At 59.6% G+C, this 19240-nt stretch carries 18 protein-coding genes; 8 read left to right on the top strand and 10 right to left on the bottom strand.

Features of this window, described 5'->3' with window-relative positions; translation table 11 throughout:
• The first annotated feature begins 432 nt into the window (after nt 1-432).
• The 6 genes from BRA1417_RS0131530 (at nt 433) to BRA1417_RS43200 (ending at nt 6294) form a co-directional block, all read left to right on the top strand.
• Nucleotides 433-1668, top strand: a complete 1236-nt coding sequence (locus tag BRA1417_RS0131530; RefSeq protein WP_027519198.1) for an ABC transporter substrate-binding protein — start codon at nt 433-435, stop codon at nt 1666-1668.
• Nucleotides 1669-1674: 6 nt separating this feature from the next.
• The gene (locus BRA1417_RS0131525; protein ID WP_027519197.1) at nt 1675-2574 is read left to right on the top strand and encodes a branched-chain amino acid ABC transporter permease; all 900 of its coding nucleotides are present in this window, start codon (nt 1675-1677) and stop codon (nt 2572-2574) included.
• Nucleotides 2575-2615: 41 nt separating this feature from the next.
• Complete coding sequence (locus BRA1417_RS0131520; protein ID WP_371260027.1) at nt 2616-3524, top strand: branched-chain amino acid ABC transporter permease; 909 nt, start codon at nt 2616-2618, stop codon at nt 3522-3524.
• Nucleotides 3521-4273 carry an ABC transporter ATP-binding protein gene (locus BRA1417_RS0131515; protein WP_027519195.1) on the top strand — a complete coding sequence of 251 codons (753 nt, stop codon included), beginning with the start codon at nt 3521-3523 and terminating at the stop codon, nt 4271-4273. Before BRA1417_RS0131520 ends, BRA1417_RS0131515 begins: the two co-directional genes overlap by 4 nt.
• Nucleotides 4270-4980 carry an ABC transporter ATP-binding protein gene (locus tag BRA1417_RS0131510; protein ID WP_027519194.1) on the top strand — a complete coding sequence of 237 codons (711 nt, stop codon included), beginning with the start codon at nt 4270-4272 and terminating at the stop codon, nt 4978-4980. The genes BRA1417_RS0131515 and BRA1417_RS0131510 overlap by 4 nt, the downstream gene beginning before the upstream one ends.
• Before the next feature lie 837 nt (nt 4981-5817).
• A complete protein-coding gene (locus BRA1417_RS43200) occupies nt 5818-6294 on the top strand; it encodes a hypothetical protein (RefSeq protein WP_084462336.1) in 477 nt (158 codons plus the stop codon).
• Nucleotides 6295-7046: 752 nt separating this feature from the next.
• On the opposite strand, the gene BRA1417_RS0131505 is transcribed toward BRA1417_RS43200, so the two are convergent.
• Nucleotides 7047-8693, bottom strand: coding sequence for a winged helix-turn-helix domain-containing tetratricopeptide repeat protein (locus BRA1417_RS0131505; RefSeq protein ID WP_027519193.1), 1647 nt, complete (start codon nt 8691-8693; stop codon nt 7047-7049).
• 515 nt (nt 8694-9208) lie between these two features.
• Between BRA1417_RS0131505 and mddA the strand changes: the two genes are divergently transcribed.
• Nucleotides 9209-9991, top strand: coding sequence for a methanethiol S-methyltransferase (gene mddA / locus BRA1417_RS0131500; RefSeq protein ID WP_027519192.1), 783 nt, complete (start codon nt 9209-9211; stop codon nt 9989-9991).
• Between the two features lie 950 nt (nt 9992-10941).
• Here the strand turns inward: mddA and BRA1417_RS43190 are convergent.
• The 5 genes from BRA1417_RS43190 to BRA1417_RS0131465 all read right to left on the bottom strand — a co-directional run bounded on the left by BRA1417_RS43190 (nt 10942) and on the right by BRA1417_RS0131465 (nt 14327).
• A complete protein-coding gene (locus BRA1417_RS43190) occupies nt 10942-11340 on the bottom strand; it encodes a hypothetical protein (protein WP_156949009.1) in 399 nt (132 codons plus the stop codon).
• A gap of 528 nt (nt 11341-11868) precedes the next feature.
• Nucleotides 11869-12171 carry a DUF2939 domain-containing protein gene (locus BRA1417_RS46385; protein ID WP_051448417.1) on the bottom strand — a complete coding sequence of 101 codons (303 nt, stop codon included), beginning with the start codon at nt 12169-12171 and terminating at the stop codon, nt 11869-11871.
• A 938-nt stretch (nt 12172-13109) separates the two neighbouring features.
• Complete coding sequence (locus BRA1417_RS0131475) at nt 13110-13298, bottom strand: hypothetical protein (protein WP_027519190.1); 189 nt, start codon at nt 13296-13298, stop codon at nt 13110-13112.
• A gap of 180 nt (nt 13299-13478) precedes the next feature.
• Complete coding sequence (locus BRA1417_RS41210) at nt 13479-13676, bottom strand: hypothetical protein (RefSeq protein WP_035968929.1); 198 nt, start codon at nt 13674-13676, stop codon at nt 13479-13481.
• A gap of 345 nt (nt 13677-14021) precedes the next feature.
• A complete protein-coding gene (locus BRA1417_RS0131465; protein WP_027519189.1) occupies nt 14022-14327 on the bottom strand; it encodes a hypothetical protein in 306 nt (101 codons plus the stop codon).
• A 219-nt stretch (nt 14328-14546) separates the two neighbouring features.
• Here BRA1417_RS0131465 and BRA1417_RS0131460 point away from each other — a divergent pair, with 219 nt between their 5' ends.
• Nucleotides 14547-14759, top strand: coding sequence for a hypothetical protein (locus tag BRA1417_RS0131460; RefSeq protein WP_027519188.1), 213 nt, complete (start codon nt 14547-14549; stop codon nt 14757-14759).
• Nucleotides 14760-15026: 267 nt separating this feature from the next.
• On the opposite strand, the gene BRA1417_RS0131455 is transcribed toward BRA1417_RS0131460, so the two are convergent.
• The 4 genes from BRA1417_RS0131455 to BRA1417_RS0131435 form a co-directional block, all read right to left on the bottom strand.
• Nucleotides 15027-15359, bottom strand: coding sequence for a hypothetical protein (locus BRA1417_RS0131455; RefSeq protein WP_027519187.1), 333 nt, complete (start codon nt 15357-15359; stop codon nt 15027-15029).
• Nucleotides 15360-16618: 1259 nt separating this feature from the next.
• Entirely contained in the window at nt 16619-17614 is a 996-nt protein-coding gene (locus BRA1417_RS0131445; RefSeq protein WP_027519186.1) for an ABC transporter substrate-binding protein, read from the bottom strand.
• 20 nt (nt 17615-17634) lie between these two features.
• Entirely contained in the window at nt 17635-18444 is an 810-nt protein-coding gene (locus BRA1417_RS0131440) for an ABC transporter ATP-binding protein (RefSeq protein ID WP_027519185.1), read from the bottom strand.
• Entirely contained in the window at nt 18441-19211 is a 771-nt protein-coding gene (locus tag BRA1417_RS0131435) for an ABC transporter permease (protein ID WP_027519184.1), read from the bottom strand. Before BRA1417_RS0131435 ends, BRA1417_RS0131440 begins: the two co-directional genes overlap by 4 nt.
• Nucleotides 19212-19240: the final 29 nt, after the last annotated feature.

Raw genomic sequence — 19240 nt, 5'->3', positions numbered from 1 at the left:
AGTTCTCCCGGGTCGCCATCTGTCCGCAGTTAAGGTTGGAAGGGAAATGGCCGGCGCTGGATGAGCTCGACGTGAGGGACCGCGAGTAGACGTCCTTCCTTCGCGTTAAACACCTCGAGCGACAGGCGCCGTGCGCTCATCCTGCAACCGCTATGTCGTCGTTCATTCCCGAAGCGGATCCGCTTCCCGAAAGTCCAAGCAATGAGCGGAATGGGCAAGGTGGATAGCGCGGCACCAGCGCATCGCGGTACGATCCCGTGACGTAGTGAGCGCAAGGCGGCGCCCAACTTTACTGGAAGGTACAATGCCCATTACCGAGGCTCCGGCCTCGCTCCACCTTTATGTCGCTTGATCAGCATGGCCTCGCTGATCTACAGTCGGGGCACAACACGACTGGTATTCAACAGCCGGATCACAGGGAGGTGCAGTTCGATGAGCGGACCCGTCACGCGTCGCGCGCTTTTGGCCGGTGGCACGGCTACTTTGGTGGCCGCCCCATGGGTAGCCAGGGCACAGGCAAATACTCTCCGCATAGGCATGCAAAGCATCCTATCGGGACCCATCGCGCTGCTCGGCACCTCTTCGCGCAACTCGCTCCTAATCGAGCAAGATCGCATCAATGCCGCTGGCGGCTTCCTGGGCCGGCAAATCGAGTTCGTTTTCCGGGATTCCAAAGGCCAGCCGCAGGAAGCCGCGCGCGTCGCACGTGAACTGGTGAACACTGCAGGCTGCGAACTGCTGGTCGATGCGGAAGCGTCGTCCGCCTCATTCGCGGTGCAGGAGGTTATGCGGGACCTCAACGTGGCTTGCATTCACACCAACAGCGAGACGTCATCGCTGACCGCAGATCCGAAGATCAGGGTGCCCACCGCATTTCGCGTGGCGCGTCAGGGCGTGCACGATGCTGTCGCCGGCAGCCTCTACCTCGCAGACTTCGCTAATGCCAAGAAAATCAACAAATGGGCGACTTGCTCACCGGACTACGCCTATGGGCGCGACACGACGGCGCAGTATCTGCAGTTCTTCAAGAAGTTCAAACCGGATGTCGAGGTCGTAACCGAGGCCTGGCCCAAGCTCGGCCAGCCGGACTTCACCGAAGTGATTACCAAACTTATCCAGGCCAAGCCGCAGGCGCTGTTCACGCTGCTTTATGCCGGCGATCTCTCGGCCTTCGTGAACCAGGGGAATGTCTATGCTCTGTTCGGGCAGATGACCGTCGCAACTCCGAACGTCGACTATCCAGTGCTGGCCGCGATCAAGAATCTGCCCGCGGGCATCCAGTCGGCCACGCGTTATCTTGAGACATTCCCGGATACGCCGGCAAACAAGGAATGGGGTCAGGCGTACTTCAAAAGGTGGAACGAACGGCCGACTAATTGGTCCTGGCAGAATTCGGTCGCCATGCACTTCTATGAGGCGGCCATCAAGAAGGCCAATTCTCTGGACGGCAAGGCGATAGCGGCTGCCCTGACGGGACTGAAGATCAATTCGCCTTTTGGCGCCGACGGCACCATTACCATGCGGGATGATCACACGACAATCGGCTATGCCATCGGGTGGGGGCAGACCATTCCGAAGGATCCGTTCATCACCGACATCAAACCCGCCGATTGGGGCAAGATCATCGAACTTGAGACGGAGTGGAAGAAGCAGCAGAATTACAGCTGACGATCGATGGACTTTAACGCGCTCGGCGCATGTTTTACGACCCCCGCCTGTGTGGTGACGCAGGCCACCAGCGGCCTAATCGTGGGCATGCTGTTGTTCCTGGTGGCTGCCGGCTTGACGCTGATCTTCGGCGTTCTCAAGATCGTCAACTTCGCCCACGGCACCTTCTACATGCTGGGCGGCTATGTAGCTTACAGCGCATATGCCGAGACGGATAGTTACGCGCTCGCCGTGTTGGCGGGTGCGGTGGCGATGGCCTTGTTCGGCGTGCTCTTCGAACGCGTGCTGATGAGCAGGGTCTACGGCAGCAACGTGCTTATGCAGCTTCTGGTGTGCTACGCGGTGGTGCTGATCTTCGACGACATCGTCAAGATTGTCTGGGGTCCCGAGTTCCGCGCCATGGGAATGCCGGCTGCCTTTCAGGTCCCGCCTCTGTTCATCGCAGGCGGCGTCGTGCCCCCGTTTTACGCCGTGCTGATCGGAATAGCTGCGCTGATCGCCATCGTGCTCAGCCTCGGGCTGTCCAGAACGCGCCTCGGCAAGACAGTTCGGGCCGCGGCGGTCAATCCGCAGATGGTCTCGGCGCTCGGGGTCAATACGACGGTGCTATTCGCGATCGTCTTTGCGATCGGCGGCGGGCTCGCTGGCCTCGCAGGCGCGCTCGCGGGTCCCGTTCGCTCGCTTTCGCCCGGCATGGGCTTCTCGATCCTGATCGAGGGATTCATCGTCACTGTGATCGGCGGTATGGGCTCGATCGCAGGCGCGATGGTAGCGGCGCTCGTCATCGGGCTCGTTCGAGGTTTCGGCACGATCGGCTTCCCCGGCTTCACAGATGGGCTTATCTACATCGTCATGATTGGTATCTTGGTCCTGCGACCGCAGGGACTGTTCGGCCGCCCGCTATGAAGCGCAATCCTGCCTCGCGCGAAGCCCTGTTCGCCGTGATCGTGCTTATCTTGCTGCTCGCGATCCCAATCTTGCACCGTAGCCCGGCCTTCGAGGACTTCATTATCCGTCTCAGCGCGATGGCGCTGTTCGCGACGTCGCTCAATCTGCTGGTCGGCACCACAGGAATGGTCTCATTCGGCCACGGGATGTTCTATGGCTTCGGCGCCTATGCATTTGGCCTCACGATGCAGTTGACGGAATTGTCTCTGCCCGTCGCGGCGCTATTCGCGGTGGCTCTGACGACCATCGCCGCTCTCGTGGTTGGCGCAATCTGCGTCCGACTAAGCACGGACTATTTCGCTTTCATCACTCTCGCGGTGCAGATGCTCTTCTTCAGCGTTATTGTCTCATGGCAGAGCCTGACCGGAGGTGATCAGGGGTTGCGCGGTGGTATTCCTCGCCGCCACATCTTTGGTTTCGACCTGGGCTCGCAGCTTCATCTATACCAGTTCTGCGCCATCGTAGCCGTGCTCGGATTGTTGGCGCTCCGCCATGTCTCGATGAGTCCGTTTGGGAATACGTTGCGCATGATCCGCGACAATGCGGAACGCGCCGGCTTTGTCGGCATCATCCTGTGGCGCGCCCGGCTGCTAGCGTTCACGATCGCGGGCGGCTTCGCCGGGATGGGAGGCGTGCTGGCAGCCCTGTTCGTATCAGGCGCCTATCCCGAACTGGCCGATTGGCCCAACTCGGGCCAGGCCATTTTTGCGGTCATGCTGGGAGGCATCAACAGCTTTCTCGGGCCCGTGCTGGGCGCGACGATCCTGCTCGCAATGAACGATCTGGTGCAGCGTTTCACGGAGTATCACGGACTTGTCCTGGGCGTCGTGATCCTCGCATTCGCGCTTGGCCTGCGCCGAGGCGTACTCGATTTCATCCACCTCGTCTGGAGCAAGCGCGCGCGATGAAGGTTGAGATCAATCATCTTACCAAGTCATTCGGCGGCGTACGCGCGATCGACGACGTGTCGCTTGCCTTTCCCTCCGGCAGCTTATCAGCAATCATCGGACCGAACGGGGCCGGCAAGACCACCTTCTTCAACCTGATCAGTGGAGCGTTCATCGCCGATTCTGGCGAGGTGCTGCTTGACCGTGAGGACATTCTCCAGCTCTCCAAAACGGAACGCATGCGGCGGGGCATTGGGCGTGCCTTCCAAGTCGCGAGTTGTTTTCCGACCATGACTGTGCGCGCGAACTTGATGGCTGCGGTCACGGCCCACGCCGGCCGCTGGGCCAGCCTGTCTCATCGCTTTCCGTCCCCCGGCATGTTCGAGCGTGCCGACGAGGTGATGGAGTTCGTCGGGTTGACCGATGTTGCCGAGGTCGAGGCGAACATCCTCTCGCATGGCGATCAGAAGCTGCTCGATATCGCTATTGCGCTCGCGTTGGAGCCCAAAGTGCTGTTGCTCGATGAACCTACGGCTGGCATGGGCCCGGACGAACGCTGGCGCATGATTGAGCGCGTTCGCGCTCTTTGGGAACGCCGAAAGCTGACACTTATTTTCATCGAGCACGACATGGATATCGTCTTCAAGGTTGCCAGCAGCATTCGCGTGCTCTGCTACGGCAAGGTGCTGGCCGAGGGCACCCCAGACCAGATCCGCAACAACCAGGCTGTCATTGACGCCTATCTTGGGGCAGAGGAGAACGCGACTTGACCGAGCTCTTGCGTGCGGAGGGAGTAAGCGTGTTCTACGACGCGAGCCAGATCCTATTCGGCGTCGATGCTGCGCTCCAGGAAAAGTGTACACTAGCGCTGCTCGGCCGAAATGGCGCGGGCAAGAGCACGACAATGAAGGCGCTCGCTGGCATTGTCCCGGTGCGCAGCGGCCGCATCTTCTTCGCTGGCCGCGACATCACGCACGCACCGCCTCACGCGCGCGCGCAGCTGGGAATGGCTTATGTGCCGGAAGACCGGCAAGTATTCCCCGAGCACAGTGTGGAGGACAACCTCCAGATCGCGGCCAAGAGCGGCCCTGGCGGCCGGCGTGACTGGACGCTGCCGCGGATCTGGGAAACGTTCCCGCTTCTTACAAGGCTTCGATCCCGCCAGGCAGGCCGCCTTTCCGGTGGCGAGCAACAGCTGCTGGTGATCGCCCGTGCGTTGATGGGAAACCCGCTGGTCCTGCTGCTTGACGAGCCTAGCGAAGGGCTGGCGCCGATCATTGTGGCCGACATCAGCAGGGTCTTGCGAGAATTGGGCGCGGGCGGCGCCACGATTTTGCTGGCTGAACAGAACATGCATTTCTGCCTGCGGATTGCACAGGAGGCGCTCGTCATCGATAAGGGCAAAGTCGTACATCGTGAAAGCACGACAGGCCTTTCAGGAAATGATGATATTCGAAGGCGCTATCTGGCGATGTAGACCCTGCGGAGCAGACAGAACGCCCGCCTGAAACGACACGTCAAGACATCGGTCAGCAGGAAAAGCGCAGGCCGATCTTTAATCAGTATCACCGGCAAATGCTCGATCCTCTTCGTGACCGCGATTGGAATGTGTTTTCGAAGCTTCCCGATCAACCCGGAACAACGCTCGCTCTTTTGCGAAACGGATGGATGGAGCAACGCTCAACGGGCGAAGGTGTCGAGTATGGTATGACCGAAGCCGGGCTGACAGAACTTAGCAGGCCTCAAAAAAAATGGAGTCAGTTGGCCGACTGATAAGCTAATTGCCAAAAGCTTATCAGTTCGCACGGCGGGCAGGGAGTCACGCTTGTGAACGGCCCCTTCTGGCGGGAAGCGGGCATTCGCCCGAAGGCTGATTTCAGCAAGGTGCGGCCTTAATTCGTCCGTAGGAGCACCGGGCGTCGTTACTGCACTTGCAAACAGCACTTTCGCAGTTGCTGACACACCCGTGGCACCGCGGGAGGCTGAGAAATCAAGTTGCCCTGGAAGTCCTTGGCTGCACGGACGGCAAGATGGAAAGGAAAACCGAGGGCAGCGGCTGCTTTGAACTCCATGATGCCAAGTGCAAGGACGGGGGTACGACAGCAAGCTCGAGAAGACTTCAAGACGATCGCGATGCCGCGACCAAGCCTGAGCGAGGTCTGTGCCGCGGTCTTGCAATGCGGATTACCTGGAGCGGCTGTTAACCCTATCGGCAAACGCTCTGCACGTGGGCCGCGTTGTCAGGTGGGCTGCCGCCAAGTTGCCTCATTAGATCGGAGAATTCTAACCGGCGCCATTTCAAGCCGGAGGCATCATGCTGAGAATGATGTTGTTGGGCTTCCTCATCCCACTGGGTGTGGGAGTGCTTGCAGCAATGGAACTCAAAACTCCAGCGCGGAGTGCAGCAGTGCCTGTCCCGCCCGTTGCCGAGATAGCCGCAGGCGTCTCCCAGCCACGCGGTGTGTTGGCCAAAGCTGATCGATTCGAAGTGGCCGCAGCGAGCATCGAGAGACCAGCGCGACCTGCTCTCGTCGACGAACGCAATTCCTCGCCGGAAGGCACCAGTGTCGGTGCATCGGAGCCGCCGAGGACGATGAACCCCCATCGGCACGATCCCAAGCCGAAGAAAGTCACCGCCGTCCCTTCTCCGAAGTCGAATCCAAAGAAAGCCGAGCTCAAGCGGACCACAACTACCGAACGGCGAAAGGCTGCCGGGAACGCCGAACCTTGCCGGCTAGGCGCGTTTGGTGGCTTGCTTAAGGCTTTGGGTTCAGCCGACTGCGAGTTCTGATTCACCGAGCCGTCGTTCCCGCTGAATCGGCCTCGGTCGCTCTAACTGCGCTCCGGTCAAAAGCTGATTCCTCGGAACGGCCATCTCTGGCGCGAAGCGGGTAATCGCAACATTGGCTACCGACATGCTTCTGTCTAGCCGACCTATCCCCGCGCAAGAACAAATATCGAAAATCAGCACGCGGACGGGCCCACCTAGCGATGGAACCGGCGTTGCGATCAGCAAGTCCGGACGCAGCGCAGCGTTGAGCAGCCGATCGCACGCGTTGAGCGGCTCGTCGGGAAAATACATCTGGGTGATGAGCCGTTCGAACCGGCCGTGAACCTCGAAATGAACGTGCGGCGGCTTCGCGTGCTCTCAGCAATGACAACGGTGTTCGGCTCGGCCACGCCTTGCAGGCGCGCGGCAAGATTAGGGGTTTCGGCTGCCAGTGTGGTGCCGGTGCCCGTGCGCCTGGAACAGGTCGCCGGACGTAGACGCAGGAATCGAGGAGCCGGATGCCAGCCACGTCATTTCGGACGTAGACGTGAAGAAGCGCCGCCATTGAGCCGCTTCATTGGCTATTCAATGGCACACTTCGCCCTCGGTCGCACCTTTAGCTCTCCTCGGTCGGATGCACCCACTTGTAAGGCGTGATCTGCCGGGCATCCGTCAACTTGATCGATCGTGCGGAGGGCGAATAGCATGGCGTTCGACCTCGGGAAGTTGAGGACATCGGGCGCGTCCCCAGGCCGCAACGCAATGCGCAACGATCAGTCGTCGCGAACGCCGGCCGAACGCAATCCTTCGGTGTATTCGCTCAAGAACCGGGGGTCCCTACAGAAGAAGAGCTCTCGTCCCGCGGTTCCTGTTGTGTAACCGCTCTTGCGCTTCATCAATTCTGCCACAGCGGCGCTTGCCTGCGCGTGGTCACCGAGGCGTCCGAGCGAAGCGGCCAAGGTTGCGTAGGCTCGATACGTGGCGTTCGATTGGCGCGCCGCTCTGCGGGCGAACTCCGCAGCGATGTCGTACTCTCCAAGCGAGAAGTGTGCCCACGAACGCGTGTGGTGGAAGCTCCACAGGTGGCTGTCGCGTGGACTTAATATCGTGGCCTGGTCCAGCAGCGTTTCCGCTTCGATCTCGCGCCCGCACCACAGGAGATTGAAGCCTTGCGCGAAATAGCCTTGTGCGAAGCTGGGATTGAGTTCCAATGACAGGCCGATTGCCGCGGACGCCTCTTCGTTCTGTCGCGTGAGGCATAGCGCGCGTCCGAGCGCGCAATGGCAGAAGCAATCGAGCTCGTCGAGAGATACGGCGGTTTGGGCTTGATGCAAAGCGGTTTTTAGCCGAGCCCCCCGGGCTTCGGGCGCATCGTAGAGTGAGCGTTGAATGTTGACGTAGCTGAGCGCGCCGTGTCCTCTCGCGAAAGTCGGATCGGCGGCGATCGACCGCTGAAAGTATTCTTCCGCGCTGTCGAAACCAGGCGTCGTGAAACGCCATAGATTCCACAGTCCGCGCTGATAGCAGTCCCAAGCGTCCAGGCTCTCCGGTGGCTTGCGGGCCGCCAGCTGCTGTTCCAATTTCGACAGCTCGGGCTCGATAGTGGCGGCGATTTGTCGCGCCATCTCGTCTTGGATGTCGAAGATGTTCAGCAGCTGAAATTCGTACTTTTCGGACCAGAGCTGCTGTCCGTCCGCGGCTCTCGCGAGCTCCGCGGCGATACGTACCGAGCCGTCGCTCTTTCGCACGCTTCCCGACATGACGTAGGTCGCACCAAGTTGCGCGCCCACTTCTCGAGCGTCGACGGTGCCGCCCAGGAAGCCGATCGTGGAATGGCGGGAGATCACGGAAAGCCATCGGTTTCGGGCGAGCAGCCGGATGATGTCTTCAGTGAGCCCATAGCTGAAGTATTCGTTTTCGGGATCGTTCGATATGTTTTGGAACGGGAGCACGGCGATGGATGGTCGGGTGATCGCCTCGGCTTTGACGGCCTCCGAAACGACGTCGTCCAGCTGCGAAATCTCAGTGTGAACGGAAGTACTCGGCGGACCACGTTCCGGGCCGCCCGCCTCGCCAGGTACGAGCTTGACAGCATCCGCGTCCGAGCTCGGCACTTCTTCGACATCTCCCACGAAGCGGAAGCCGCGGCGATGCAAGGTCTTGATGAATTGTTGTTCGGTGCCGCTGTCGCCGAGCACGCGTCTGGCGCCATTGATGCGGCTGGAAAACGCGGCTTCCGAGATGATCCGGCCGTTCCAGATGTTCTCGATCACCTCATCCTTGCTGACGACCCGGTCGTGGTTGCGCACGAGATGAACGATGAGGTCGAAAACCTGCGGCTCGGCATGAACGGGCGAGCCGCGCCGGCGCAATTCGTGCTGCCCGAGATCGATCTCGAATTCCGCGAACCGGTATTTCATTACCATTGCCCCTCAGGCCGCCGGGCGGTCAACGATCCTCGAGCAAACGAAAAATAAGAGTTTCCTCAAGGAGTCCGCCAAGCAGTTCGGACAACAACAATCTACAGACCGATGAAATAGCGTTCAACAGGAGAAGCCATATGACCGGCTCACCTCAAAACTCCACCCGTGCTTCCGGCAAATTCTGCCCCGTGAAGCGACCAACCCGACCCGGATCGTCGTTGCTTGTCCTTCGTTTCGAGCCGGAGCCTTCGCTATCACGGCGCGTTCTGGTCGTGGCCGCTCGGCTAAGGCGGGCAACAAACGAGGCGATCGCGGCGGCAATAGCCGAACAGGCCAAGCATGCGGTGACGCGGCAGCAGTGGCGAGCCGAGAGTTCGCACCTCGTCCAGAGATTAACTCGCTACAGTCCGCTCGACCAGCTGATCGGTTGGGCGGCAGCACGGCTAGGCAGCGGCCGACGACTCTGAAGCGCACGCATCCCGAGATAATTTTTAGAAGTGATGGAGATTCACATGACTATGATTTTGCATCCCGATCAAAATTCCGCTTTTCCGGCTACGCCATCTCGCGCGACACGATCTCTCGGCCTCGTGTACGGCCTCCTCTCGTATGCCGTTTTTCTGGGTGCATTTCTCTACGCGATCGGCTTCGTTACGGGCGTCTTGGTGCCGAAGACGATCGACGACGGCACGACTGGGGCGTGGAGCACGGCCTTAATGATCGACCTCGCGTTGATGTCGGTCTTCGCTGTGCAGCATAGCGGGATGGCACGGCGCACTTTCAAGTCGTTCTTCGCGCGTCTCTTTTCCCCGGCCGTCGAGCGCAGCACCTTCGTCTTGCTCGCGAGTCTTAGCTTGATCTTGCTGTTCTGGCAGTGGCAACCATTACCCACCGTCGTGTGGGGCATCGATGGCCCGGTCTTCGCCGGCGCCGTCGCCGCTGGTGGCGCCATCGGCTGGATCATCGTGCTGTACAGCACATTCCTGATCAGTCACTTCGAGCTGTTCGGATTGACGCAGGTGATCACGCAGTTCATGGGGCGGGTTGCCCAGCCTATCAAGTTCAAGACGCCTGGACTCTACCGACTGGTTCGGCATCCGATCTACCTCGGTTTCATCATCGCCTTTTGGTGCACCCCGTTGATGACCGTCGGCCATCTGCTCTTCGCGTCGATCACGACAGGCTACATCTTTGTGGGAATTTGGCTGGAAGAAAGGGATTTGGTCGCCTTCTTTGGTGACGAGTACCGCAAGTATCGCGAGCGGGTCGCAATGCTGCTCCCCGGTCTGTTTTGATCGAGCGATCCTCGTGCGCGAACGGCCTACCGATAAGCGGGCCGTTTGCCGCGCCGGCGGTGGTTCAACATTTAGCCAGCAATCGTGGATCTCGTCCCGTTCTGGGCAAGCCTTGACTCACTGCGTTGTAGGCACGGCACCTCACCCAAGGTCCGAACCATCGCATTCGACAATAAGCTTGCCATGTCGCGGTCGCAAACTGCGGAGGCTTGCCACTGCTGAAATCCGGCCTGACGTCAGCCCCCGGTTGCCGCCTCCGGCGCAAAGGAAGCGCGACTCGATCAGTAGGCCAGGACGCCACGTAGATCCATCCCATCCATCTCGCCGAAGGTGACTTTTCCCGGCTGGCCGGCGGCGTTCATTGGGGGTGTTCTGTGGGATAGGGCGAGACTCTCCGCCATCAAAGCGGCATCGTGAGTACCTTGAAAATATCGAGGGCTGGTAGGTGCCACCCTAACCAGGCGGCTTTTTGGTTGTGTTGGCGCGGTTTGTCCCGACGGGTGGCACTTCCCCGTCCAGCCATTCCTGCTCCTCGGCTAAAGCTCGCCACGCTTCTTCCATGCGTCGGTACCGCTTGTAAGCCGGACTATCCTTAGATGCTTCTCCTTCAGCGAGCATGGCGCAGTTGTCTGCGTTCTCTTTGTAAATCTGTGATGGCTTCATCATCGGGCTCCAGCGTACTGCTTAGCAGAGGCGTCTGAAAAAAATGTGCTTTCGCCCGTCCAGTTCGAGTCGTGAAAGTAACCAGCTAGAAAGCTTCAGCCGTCGAGGCAATCAGGTTCCGGGCACATCAATAGTCAAGGCGCCGCATTAGTGGTGATGACAAGGTTCTATTTCGACTGTCAGGACGGCCGGGCTACGACCGACGAACGGGGAGGGAGGTCTCGAGCGTCGAAGAAGCCAACTGGAGGCGTTTCTGGCGTTGCAACGCGCCGCTCCACGAAGGAGCGCTAGCGCTGCGATTTACTCTTGCTCTTCTTCGCGGCCTTCTTAGGCGCAGATTTCTTGGCCGCCTTCTTTGGTGTGGCTTTCTTTGCAGCCTTCTTGGGTGGTGTTTTAGCCGCCCTCTTGGCAGACTTGTTCGCCGCGGATGGTGTCTTCTTTGTACGAGCAGCTGCGACCCGTTTGTTAGCTCTCAAAGGGGGAGGAACGCGCTTCTTCTTCCGAGTGATGATCGGCGGCGGAACAGCGGCAGCATCGGTCGCTTCAGGAATGTAGACTTGCTCGTTAGTCACTCCGGCAACCGCTTCTGGATCGGGCTTCATAGCCTCCGCGGCTGCAGTCGAGGCGGTGTCCACGATCTCTTTCACAGTGTCTGAAATTCGTTCTACTATTGATTTTTTAGCCATCCGGGCCTCCCTGAGTCGCGGCAAGATATCCCATTTTTGCTTCAGGCGGGATTGGTACCGTACCGGCATCTCCCCAGGATTCATTCGGAAGAAGGGCAGCGGGGATTTAGCGCCGGCTTCAATCAAATGATACTCCAGCTAGTTACCGCGGGACGCAAGATAGCAACGGCGCGCTGCTTCGGTAGTGCGTCGGGCGACCCCGGCGCGTCCGGCGCCAGCCCCGGGACGAGCGGGGTCGTTCCCCAAGGTCACCAAAAGCGTCGGCTCAGCGCGTCGGTAGCCGGTCCACTATGCTGGACAAGACCTTTGGCGGCAACGTGATGCCGGATAGCTTCCAGCTCGCCCCTTCATAATGCAGTGTAACACTCCCGGCGTCCTGATTTGCTCCGAGCCTCACCGCAAACTCGACCGGCTGCACTGGCGTTATCCGTCCGGCGAGAACAAAGATGTTCGAACCGTCGAGTTCGGCAAACGACGACATCGTCCCAAATGTAATGTTTTCTGCCGCGTTGCGGACGGTGCCGCTCCTCAACAGGACGGACAGTTTTCCGGTGTCATGAGCCTGACGGCGATTGTCGCACCGACTGCGTTAACTGCCATTCGTTCGAACGGCCGCACCGGCCGCTTTTGGCCAATTCGGTCGAGATAGGCGGACACAACCTGATCGACCACCGAATGGCGGAGGCGCGGAAGGTTCGTTCGGGCCACCACCTGAGCGGCGTCTCCCCTTCGCACCGCTGAAACCAGCTCCAAGACAGAAACGAAGGCTGACCCGGCATAAGTAAGGAGGCAGATCAGGAACGCCGCCACGATGCCAACGAGCCACCTCATGGAGCGGCAATCGTGGTGGAAGGGCATTGTTCCAAGATGCGATCGGCAAGGGCCACTGACGCTTCTTGCGCCGCTGTCAGCCGAGAAGTTCAGTCATCTTAATCGTTGGAGGTTGGCAATGCACAAAATGATGCTGTAGCCGCAATGTGCGCTGCGTTCGCACTTGCAGCGTGTGGGAGAGACCCACGGCCTAAAGGAGATCCAGGGGCGCAAGGTCCAGCCGGCCCCCAGGGAGCCCAAGGCATCCAAGTAGTGCCTGGACCACAAGGCCCCGCCGGCGCGCAGGGGCCTCAAGGGCCGCAGGGTCCGAAAGGCGAAAAGGGAGACAAGGGTGATCCGGCGACGGTCAACATCCGAGCGGTTCAGGCCGACGGCGCAGTCAATTGCGACAGCAGCGAAGCACTAGTGTCCGTGTTCTGCCCGAGTGGCGGTGCCGCGGACGGCGCGAAGTGCGGAACGTCCGCAACGATTGGGCTATGCATGAAAAAGTGACTGAGCGTCGCCCATGATTATTTTGGAAGTACTTCGGCCAACCCCGCGACCGTTTCAGTCGCTGCCGCGTCTCCCGTAAAAGGCTGCACCTCGCAATCGATATGCAACGTGCTCGACAGCCCGTCCGAGCTAGATTGGCACGAGCAGACGGTGCTGCTCATAAGGTGGCGCGACGTGAAAGCCTTCAGGCTCGATTGAATTCCACCGCCCGCTGTTTCAGAGAAACTCTAGCCGTCAAGCCTGCCTGCAGCCACGCCATAGCCCGCGTGTGCCCAGCTTTGCGCGAACTCTCATTTCCCCACCAAGCACTGAACTTGTAGGCTGACGGCGGTAACGGCCTCCCGAGAATTGCCTCGATTTCCGAGAACGTGAGCCGAATAGTTTGCGCCTTTGTGCGCTCCAGCTCCCGCAATAGCGGATCGTAAACGGACATGACGCTCAGCTCGTCACGTCGGTCTGTCATCGCCGCTCGCAGGGATGTTGAAGCCCCGGGCGGCAAGTTCTAGCTCGAGCTCAGTGATCCGCTCGAAGATGCGAGCAGCAATCGCCTCGGAATCTTCAGTGCTTAACGATCGAATGCCTCTTAGAGATAGCTCGTCCCTGAGAACCTTCGCCACAAGCAATTGAATTGCCATTGGATCAAATCCTAAAAAGACGATCCAACCGCAACCGAAGGGCGAGCGCAAGTGTTTAGGTGGTGCTGCCGTGCTTCGGCTAGTTGTCTCTCGGCTCCGAATGCTGAAGCTGCGCAGCTGCTCGCACAAGCTTTTCTGCCGCAGCCCTTAACAGGAAACCCGTATGCCCGATCGGGTGTCCTAACCTGCATGGTCTGTAGCCGATTGGCCGTCTCGCTTTGCTTGAGCACGAGTCGTTAGCTCATCCAGCTTCGATTGCTCCTCGCGCAGACGTCTTTCGACATACTGCCGTTCGAAGTCCGTGAGAGTGGTTTGCAATAAGAGGTGGTAGCGTTGAATATTGTTGCGATGTGCCCGGACCAAATCGTCGTCGATCATCGTCGTCGGCTTTCCGGGAGTGAAACGACAAACAACTCATCGTCAAGCGGGATGGGCAGGCGACCGAGCAAAAGCAGGCCGGAGCATCTCCGCCGCTTTCTCCATGGTAGCGAGCTTTTCTTTCCCAATCTGTGAACTATTTCACACGGCCCCCGCAATCGTAGCCTAGGTGGCAGTAGACACGGTCCAGTGGTTTAGCAGGCGTGGGTCGGCTGCATCAGCCCGATAGCGGCGGTAGGGATGCCTAGCACAGCGGGTGCGCCGGCTCATGGAGCTTGGCTGAGGAGACGAGGTGCCCAAGTTTATGCGTCTGACGACTGCGGCGCCAATGGCATGCCAGTTCGATCACTGCATCTTCTGCCCGAGGTCTCTCAGCAGTGTGTGGAGAAAGTCGCTGGCATGGTCGTATTGTGCATTGCCGTTCGTGATTTGACGGACGCGTGGATCCATTACGCGACCAACAGTTTCGGAGCCGAGCAACTCAGCTCTGTCCGACCACTGCTGCAGCAACGTATCCGGTATATCGTCCGCAGATCCGAACATCCGCAAAAGCGAATGTTCGGCCTCGGGCTTGTGGTCGTGATGAGCCTTCGCCGCATACAAAGCGAATAGTCCCCGGAAGGCATCACGGGAAAGGGCAGGTTTTCCCATCGCAATGCCAACCCGTCAATAATCGTGACCTATTTAAACGATCGCCTGGTTGGCCGTTTGAGGCGCCTCTGGCTCTTGTCGCTCCCAGCCGCTCCATTTGTGAAGCGCAAGCCGGCGGAGGGACCAGCTTCTAGAACCTAGCGCAGATGTTGCGGCCACCGCGCGGCTTGCACTAAGCTTCATTCGATTAGATCCGAATTGTTTTTGTGGAGTAGCGTCATGTCGAGTGCGATTGAGTTGATCGTGGATGGCTACGCAAGAGTGAAAGACCGCCAGTCGCTTGAAGAGCTGAGGACCCATCGCCGGCGACTTGCCGGAGACCTGAAAGCCTGGGCGGGCTTTGACTGCAGGTTATCGATTGCGCAGATCGAGCAGGACATCGCGGCAATAGAGGCGGGCCTGGAGACGTTGTCGGGGCCGGTCGGCGGCTAAGCTAAAGGCGCCATCCGATGGCAGCGTGCGCGCAACGAGGGCAATTGCTGCGATCTTTCGTCATGGCTGCCCTCGTACTGGTCTGGGGATCCTCGTCCGCGCTCAGCCTGACGTCGGAGGAGATCATCGCCAAGGTTCGCGCCGCCGGCTATTCGCACATCCAGGAACTACCAGCCGGAAATAAAGACCTACAAGGCCGCCAAGGAAGGCACCGCGCGCTCGCTAATCGTCGACAGCACCGGCCACATCGCAGAAGTGGCAAGGTAGCTAGACGGGCAAACGTAGCCAGACGTCTTTACTGGACAGCGTGCCGGTTGGGGTCGCAATCTCCATATCGACAACACGAAACGAGCCATGACTTTCATAAACGTAGCGAAGGTGCCAGACCGGGCCGGGTTCCGGCGAGATGGCGAAGTCGTCCAAGGCAGACGCGACGTATCGAACGGCATCGCGTCGCTCAACCGGTGCGGAGAACATCGCCTCTATCAGCGCGGCCAGGCTCATGCCGCCGACCAGCATGGCTCGTGCCATTTCGTCGCCGTGAGTAAGCCGGAGCGCGGTCACGACTGCCGCAATAGCGTCGGGGTTCTTCAGAGACACGGTAGATCCGCTTTGCCCACCAAAACGATAATGCGGATTCCGCCCCTTTCGTGCAACCGGCACCGACTGGCCGCCAACTGTCCCAATGGCCAAATGCCCAGGGCGAGCCGCTCCTGCGAAGCTTGATCAGCGGAGCAGACGGGAAAGCTGCGGCTTGAGAGCGCTTGAGCCGTTCTCACGGCGCTCGCCGGTGCACGCTGGCCTGCCGTGCGGTGAAGGCCGCAGCGGGAGGTTAAATCGCTGCGGCCCACGCGTCGTCAAATGAAGCCGGGTTAAAAACACCAAGTGAAATATGCAGCCAGCCCCGGTATCAAAAATTCTGTCGCACCTTCGTTCGTTTTGCGAACACAATTTCGGTAGAACCGAAATCCACCTAGCGAGCATTCCGTTCCGAGCGGCGGAACAATTCTGCTCTCTATTGCTGCCAAGCGAGAGGGGGAGCTGCACGACTTAGTCATGGTGGGTCGGTGAGACCCGGCTGCTGGCATTACGCCGATAGGACCGATTGCGGACGCAAGAGTTGCCTTGAGTCCTCAGCCCCTCGCTGAAATTAAGCTTTCCGACCGGTTCTTTTTGACTGTGCGGGATCGAGCGCGTTCAATCCATAATATTGGTGGAGATGAGCGTGATCAGTTGGCTGTTAGTCATCATAATCGCGGCCAGCGTTGCGGTCCTGATAGCTCACGCGATTGACGCCATCCGCTCCTGAAGATGAGCGCACCGGCGGAAACTGGCACCTGATCTGATGACGATTTAGGGACGCGGCATCAGTAGGCTTGCTTGTAACGATCCGAAGTGGAGACGGTTCTAGACTGATAAGGATTGTCGGCAAACCTTATCAGTCAGCGGCAGTTGATATTCAGATCCGGGTGGCGCATGCTCGGTGAGAAGCGCCCCGGCTGTGTTTCGGATCAACTTCGCCTGAGTTAAGCAGAACGGCCGCAGAAGCTAGATGGCGACTATGTAGCCGTCGAATGACTAGTTCTTGTACTTCCAGATCGAGCGGGCGCAGCGTTGCTTGGCCTCGAACGAGACAGCCGAAATAGGGCAACAGTGGTCTTACAGTGATGAGCAGGGCCAATGAAGCCGCAGGATCGCTCAGTGTCATGCAAACGGAGGCGGTTCGCCGCCAGTACGCTTCAACTAAACGGGACCCATATCATCGACTGATCAGCTTTCGAAACGAAAGCCTCTTCAACATGAAGAGAGCGCGGGTGCTACGGCTCCTTGCAAGGGAGCCGCCAGCTTCCGCGATCAGATCACACGATTGTTTTTAGATACAGACTGGGATCGAAATATTTGGTTGCCGGCGTGGAGTCCTTGATGCCTGCGTTGGCCATGAAGAAATCTGTCGACTGCTGCAGCCAGTTGGTGACCGTCCCGTCTGAGTACATTCGCTTCCACTCCCTGGACGTGAACATCTTCTGGGCCTTGAACGATTCGTTGATGTCGGCCAGCGGGGTTTGGCTATAGTGACCCTTCTGCAGCTTCTCCATCGCTTCGGTGCTGTTCGCGACAATGTAGTCATTCGCATCCGCCCAGCCACGGATCAGCTTCGCCAGCGTTTCCTTGTTTGGCTCGTAATAATCGTTGGCCGCCGCCCAGCCGCCGATGATAGCGGCCTTTGGATAGTAGGCTGACGCATCGGCGAGCTTGACCGCCCCTGGCACCTTGTCCCGAACCGTGACGTTGAAGGGTACCCAAAGAGCGACGGCCGGTACCGCGCCGGAGATAAAGGCGGTCACGGCCGCTGGCATGGTCTGGTTGACGAGTTCGACCTCCTTCGGATCGACCTTGTTGGCGCGAAGCGCGGTATCCAGGAACACATGCGCGGTGGTACCGGTCGCGGTCGCGATCCGCTTGCCCTTCAGATCCTCAAACGACTTGATGCCCTGGTCGCCGCGAACCCAGAGCTGTGCGGTCGCGACCTCAATGTCGTTGATCAGGAACACCTTGCCCTGCCCCCGGGCAGGGAAGTTCGAGAGCACGGCGCCGGTGGCCAGTACGTCGAGGCTGCCGCCGATCAGCGCCTGGAAGATCTCGAGGCCGGTGTTGAACTGTCGCAGCTCGAGATCGAGGCCCTGCCTTTCAAAGGAACCGCGATCCATGCCGGTCCAGATCTGGCCGTCGACCGCGACGGTGTGCAGATAGCCGACGCGGACTTTCGTTTTCGCTTGCGCGATCGCCGGTGCTGAGGCCGTGAAGGTGCCGAGCGCGAGGCCCGCCGTCGTGGTCAGAAGTTGTCTGCGGTCCATGGTATCCTCCGTTTTGTTTGTTATTCCGAGAATGATGCCGGACGCATTTGCGCCTGCTGGGCGCGATACTCGTCCATGACGAGCTGCCTGATGTAGCTTCGCAACTCGCCGAATTCGGCCCGCTCCTGGATTGATTCATCGCGAGGATAGGCGAACGGCACGTCGATGATTTGCCTGATCCGTGCCGGCCGCGCGGTCACCACCACGATGCGGGAGGCGAGATAGATCGCCTCTTCCACGGAGTGGGTGATTAGCATGACAGTCTTGCCTTCGGTCTCGAGCACTTTTAGCAGCAGGTTCTGCATGTTGGATCGGGTCTGGGCATCGAGCGCGCCGAACGGCTCATCCATCAGCAGGAACTGCGGCTTGACGGCATAGGCACGCGCGATCGCGAGCCGCTGACGCATGCCGCCGGATAAATGCTTCGGATAGGAGCTGGCGAAGTCGGACAATCCCATCAGGCCGAGATAGTGATCGCAGATGGCATCGCGCTCACCGGCCGGGACGCGGTTGGCGCTGAGCTTCAGGCCGAAAGCTATGTTCTGCTTCACGGTCAGCCACGGGAAGACGCCATATTCCTGAAAGATGACGCCGCGCTCGGGCCCGGGGCCCGCGACGGGACGCCCGTCGAACAGCACATTGCCGGTCGTCGGCCTCTGGAAGCCCGCGAGCATGCTCATCATCGTGGTCTTGCCACAGCCGGAGGGGCCGATCACCGCGATAAAATCGCCATCGTTGATGTCGTAGGTGACGTCTTCGACGACGTTGAGGTGGCCCCTCGGAGTTTCGAATGACAACGAAACGTTTTCGAATCGCGCACGCTTCGTCATGCGACGACCCGATCCTGCCACACCAGCAACCGCGCCGTGATCCTGCGCAGGATCATGTCCATGATCAGGGCGATCAGGCCGATGCAGATGATGCCGACATAAATGACATCGAGCAGGAAATAGGTCGAGGCGTTCTGGATCATCGCGCCAAGTCCGCGCTGGGTCGCTATCAGCTCGGATGCAACGAGAGTCGCCCAGGCCACGCCCAATGCGACCCGCAGCGCGGTGAGGATATGCGGGACGGTGAGGGGAATGATGACCTTGCGGAAGATTTCTGCCTGACTGGCGCCGAGCGTCTGCGCTACGCGGATGTAGAGGGGCGTGATCTGCGAGACGCCTTCATACATCACGATCACGCCGGAGAAGAATGAGGCGTAGAACAGGATGACCAGTTTTGCGACCTCGTCCACGCCGAAATAGACAATCACCAGCGGGATCAGGGCGATTGGTGGCAGCGCGCGAAAAAAGTTGATCATCGGGTCGGCGAAGGTGCGGGCCGGGCGATACCAGCCGAGCAGGAAGCCAACGGGGACCGCTGCAAGAATCCCGAGCGCGACGCCGAAGAAGACGCGTCTGGTCGAGGCGAAGATGTCGACGAGGAGGCCTTCCTTCGTGAGGAGCTCGAAGAACTTGGCGGCGACCTGGTGCGGCGCGGGGATCAGCGAGACATTGACGAAGCCGCTCCAGCGCACCGTGTACCAGAGCAGGATTGCACCGATCCACGGAATCAATCCCAGACCAAAGCGTCTTACGCCAGCTCCGTTCATTCGACGCGTCCACCCGGATAGCGGTTGAT

The organism is Bradyrhizobium sp. WSM1417 (assembly GCF_000515415.1).
Taxonomy (GTDB): Bacteria; Pseudomonadota; Alphaproteobacteria; order Rhizobiales; family Xanthobacteraceae; genus Bradyrhizobium.
The sequence above is the reverse complement of the archived record's forward strand: the minus strand, read 5'-3'. Positions and strand labels throughout refer to the sequence as shown.

Excerpts from the sequence above, each read along its gene's own strand:
- BRA1417_RS0131530 (WP_027519198.1), top strand. The coding sequence starts at position 433 with ATGAGCGGACCCGTCACGCGTCGCGCGCTTTTGGCCGGTGGCACGGCT.
- BRA1417_RS0131525 (WP_027519197.1), top strand. The coding sequence starts at position 1,675 with ATGGACTTTAACGCGCTCGGCGCATGTTTTACGACCCCCGCCTGTGTG.
- BRA1417_RS0131515 (WP_027519195.1), top strand. The coding sequence starts at position 3,521 with ATGAAGGTTGAGATCAATCATCTTACCAAGTCATTCGGCGGCGTACGC.
- BRA1417_RS43200 (WP_084462336.1), top strand. The coding sequence starts at position 5,818 with ATGCTGAGAATGATGTTGTTGGGCTTCCTCATCCCACTGGGTGTGGGA.
- BRA1417_RS0131505 (WP_027519193.1), bottom strand. The coding sequence starts at position 8,693 with ATGAAATACCGGTTCGCGGAATTCGAGATCGATCTCGGGCAGCACGAA.
- mddA (WP_027519192.1), top strand. The coding sequence starts at position 9,209 with ATGACTATGATTTTGCATCCCGATCAAAATTCCGCTTTTCCGGCTACG.
- BRA1417_RS43190 (WP_156949009.1), bottom strand. The coding sequence starts at position 11,340 with ATGGCTAAAAAATCAATAGTAGAACGAATTTCAGACACTGTGAAAGAG.
- BRA1417_RS46385 (WP_051448417.1), bottom strand. The coding sequence starts at position 12,171 with ATGAGGTGGCTCGTTGGCATCGTGGCGGCGTTCCTGATCTGCCTCCTT.
- BRA1417_RS0131475 (WP_027519190.1), bottom strand. The coding sequence starts at position 13,298 with ATGGCAATTCAATTGCTTGTGGCGAAGGTTCTCAGGGACGAGCTATCT.
- BRA1417_RS41210 (WP_035968929.1), bottom strand. The coding sequence starts at position 13,676 with ATGATCGACGACGATTTGGTCCGGGCACATCGCAACAATATTCAACGC.
- BRA1417_RS0131465 (WP_027519189.1), bottom strand. The coding sequence starts at position 14,327 with ATGGGAAAACCTGCCCTTTCCCGTGATGCCTTCCGGGGACTATTCGCT.
- BRA1417_RS0131460 (WP_027519188.1), top strand. The coding sequence starts at position 14,547 with ATGTCGAGTGCGATTGAGTTGATCGTGGATGGCTACGCAAGAGTGAAA.
- BRA1417_RS0131445 (WP_027519186.1), bottom strand. The coding sequence starts at position 17,614 with ATGGACCGCAGACAACTTCTGACCACGACGGCGGGCCTCGCGCTCGGC.
- BRA1417_RS0131440 (WP_027519185.1), bottom strand. The coding sequence starts at position 18,444 with ATGACGAAGCGTGCGCGATTCGAAAACGTTTCGTTGTCATTCGAAACT.
- BRA1417_RS0131435 (WP_027519184.1), bottom strand. The coding sequence starts at position 19,211 with ATGAACGGAGCTGGCGTAAGACGCTTTGGTCTGGGATTGATTCCGTGG.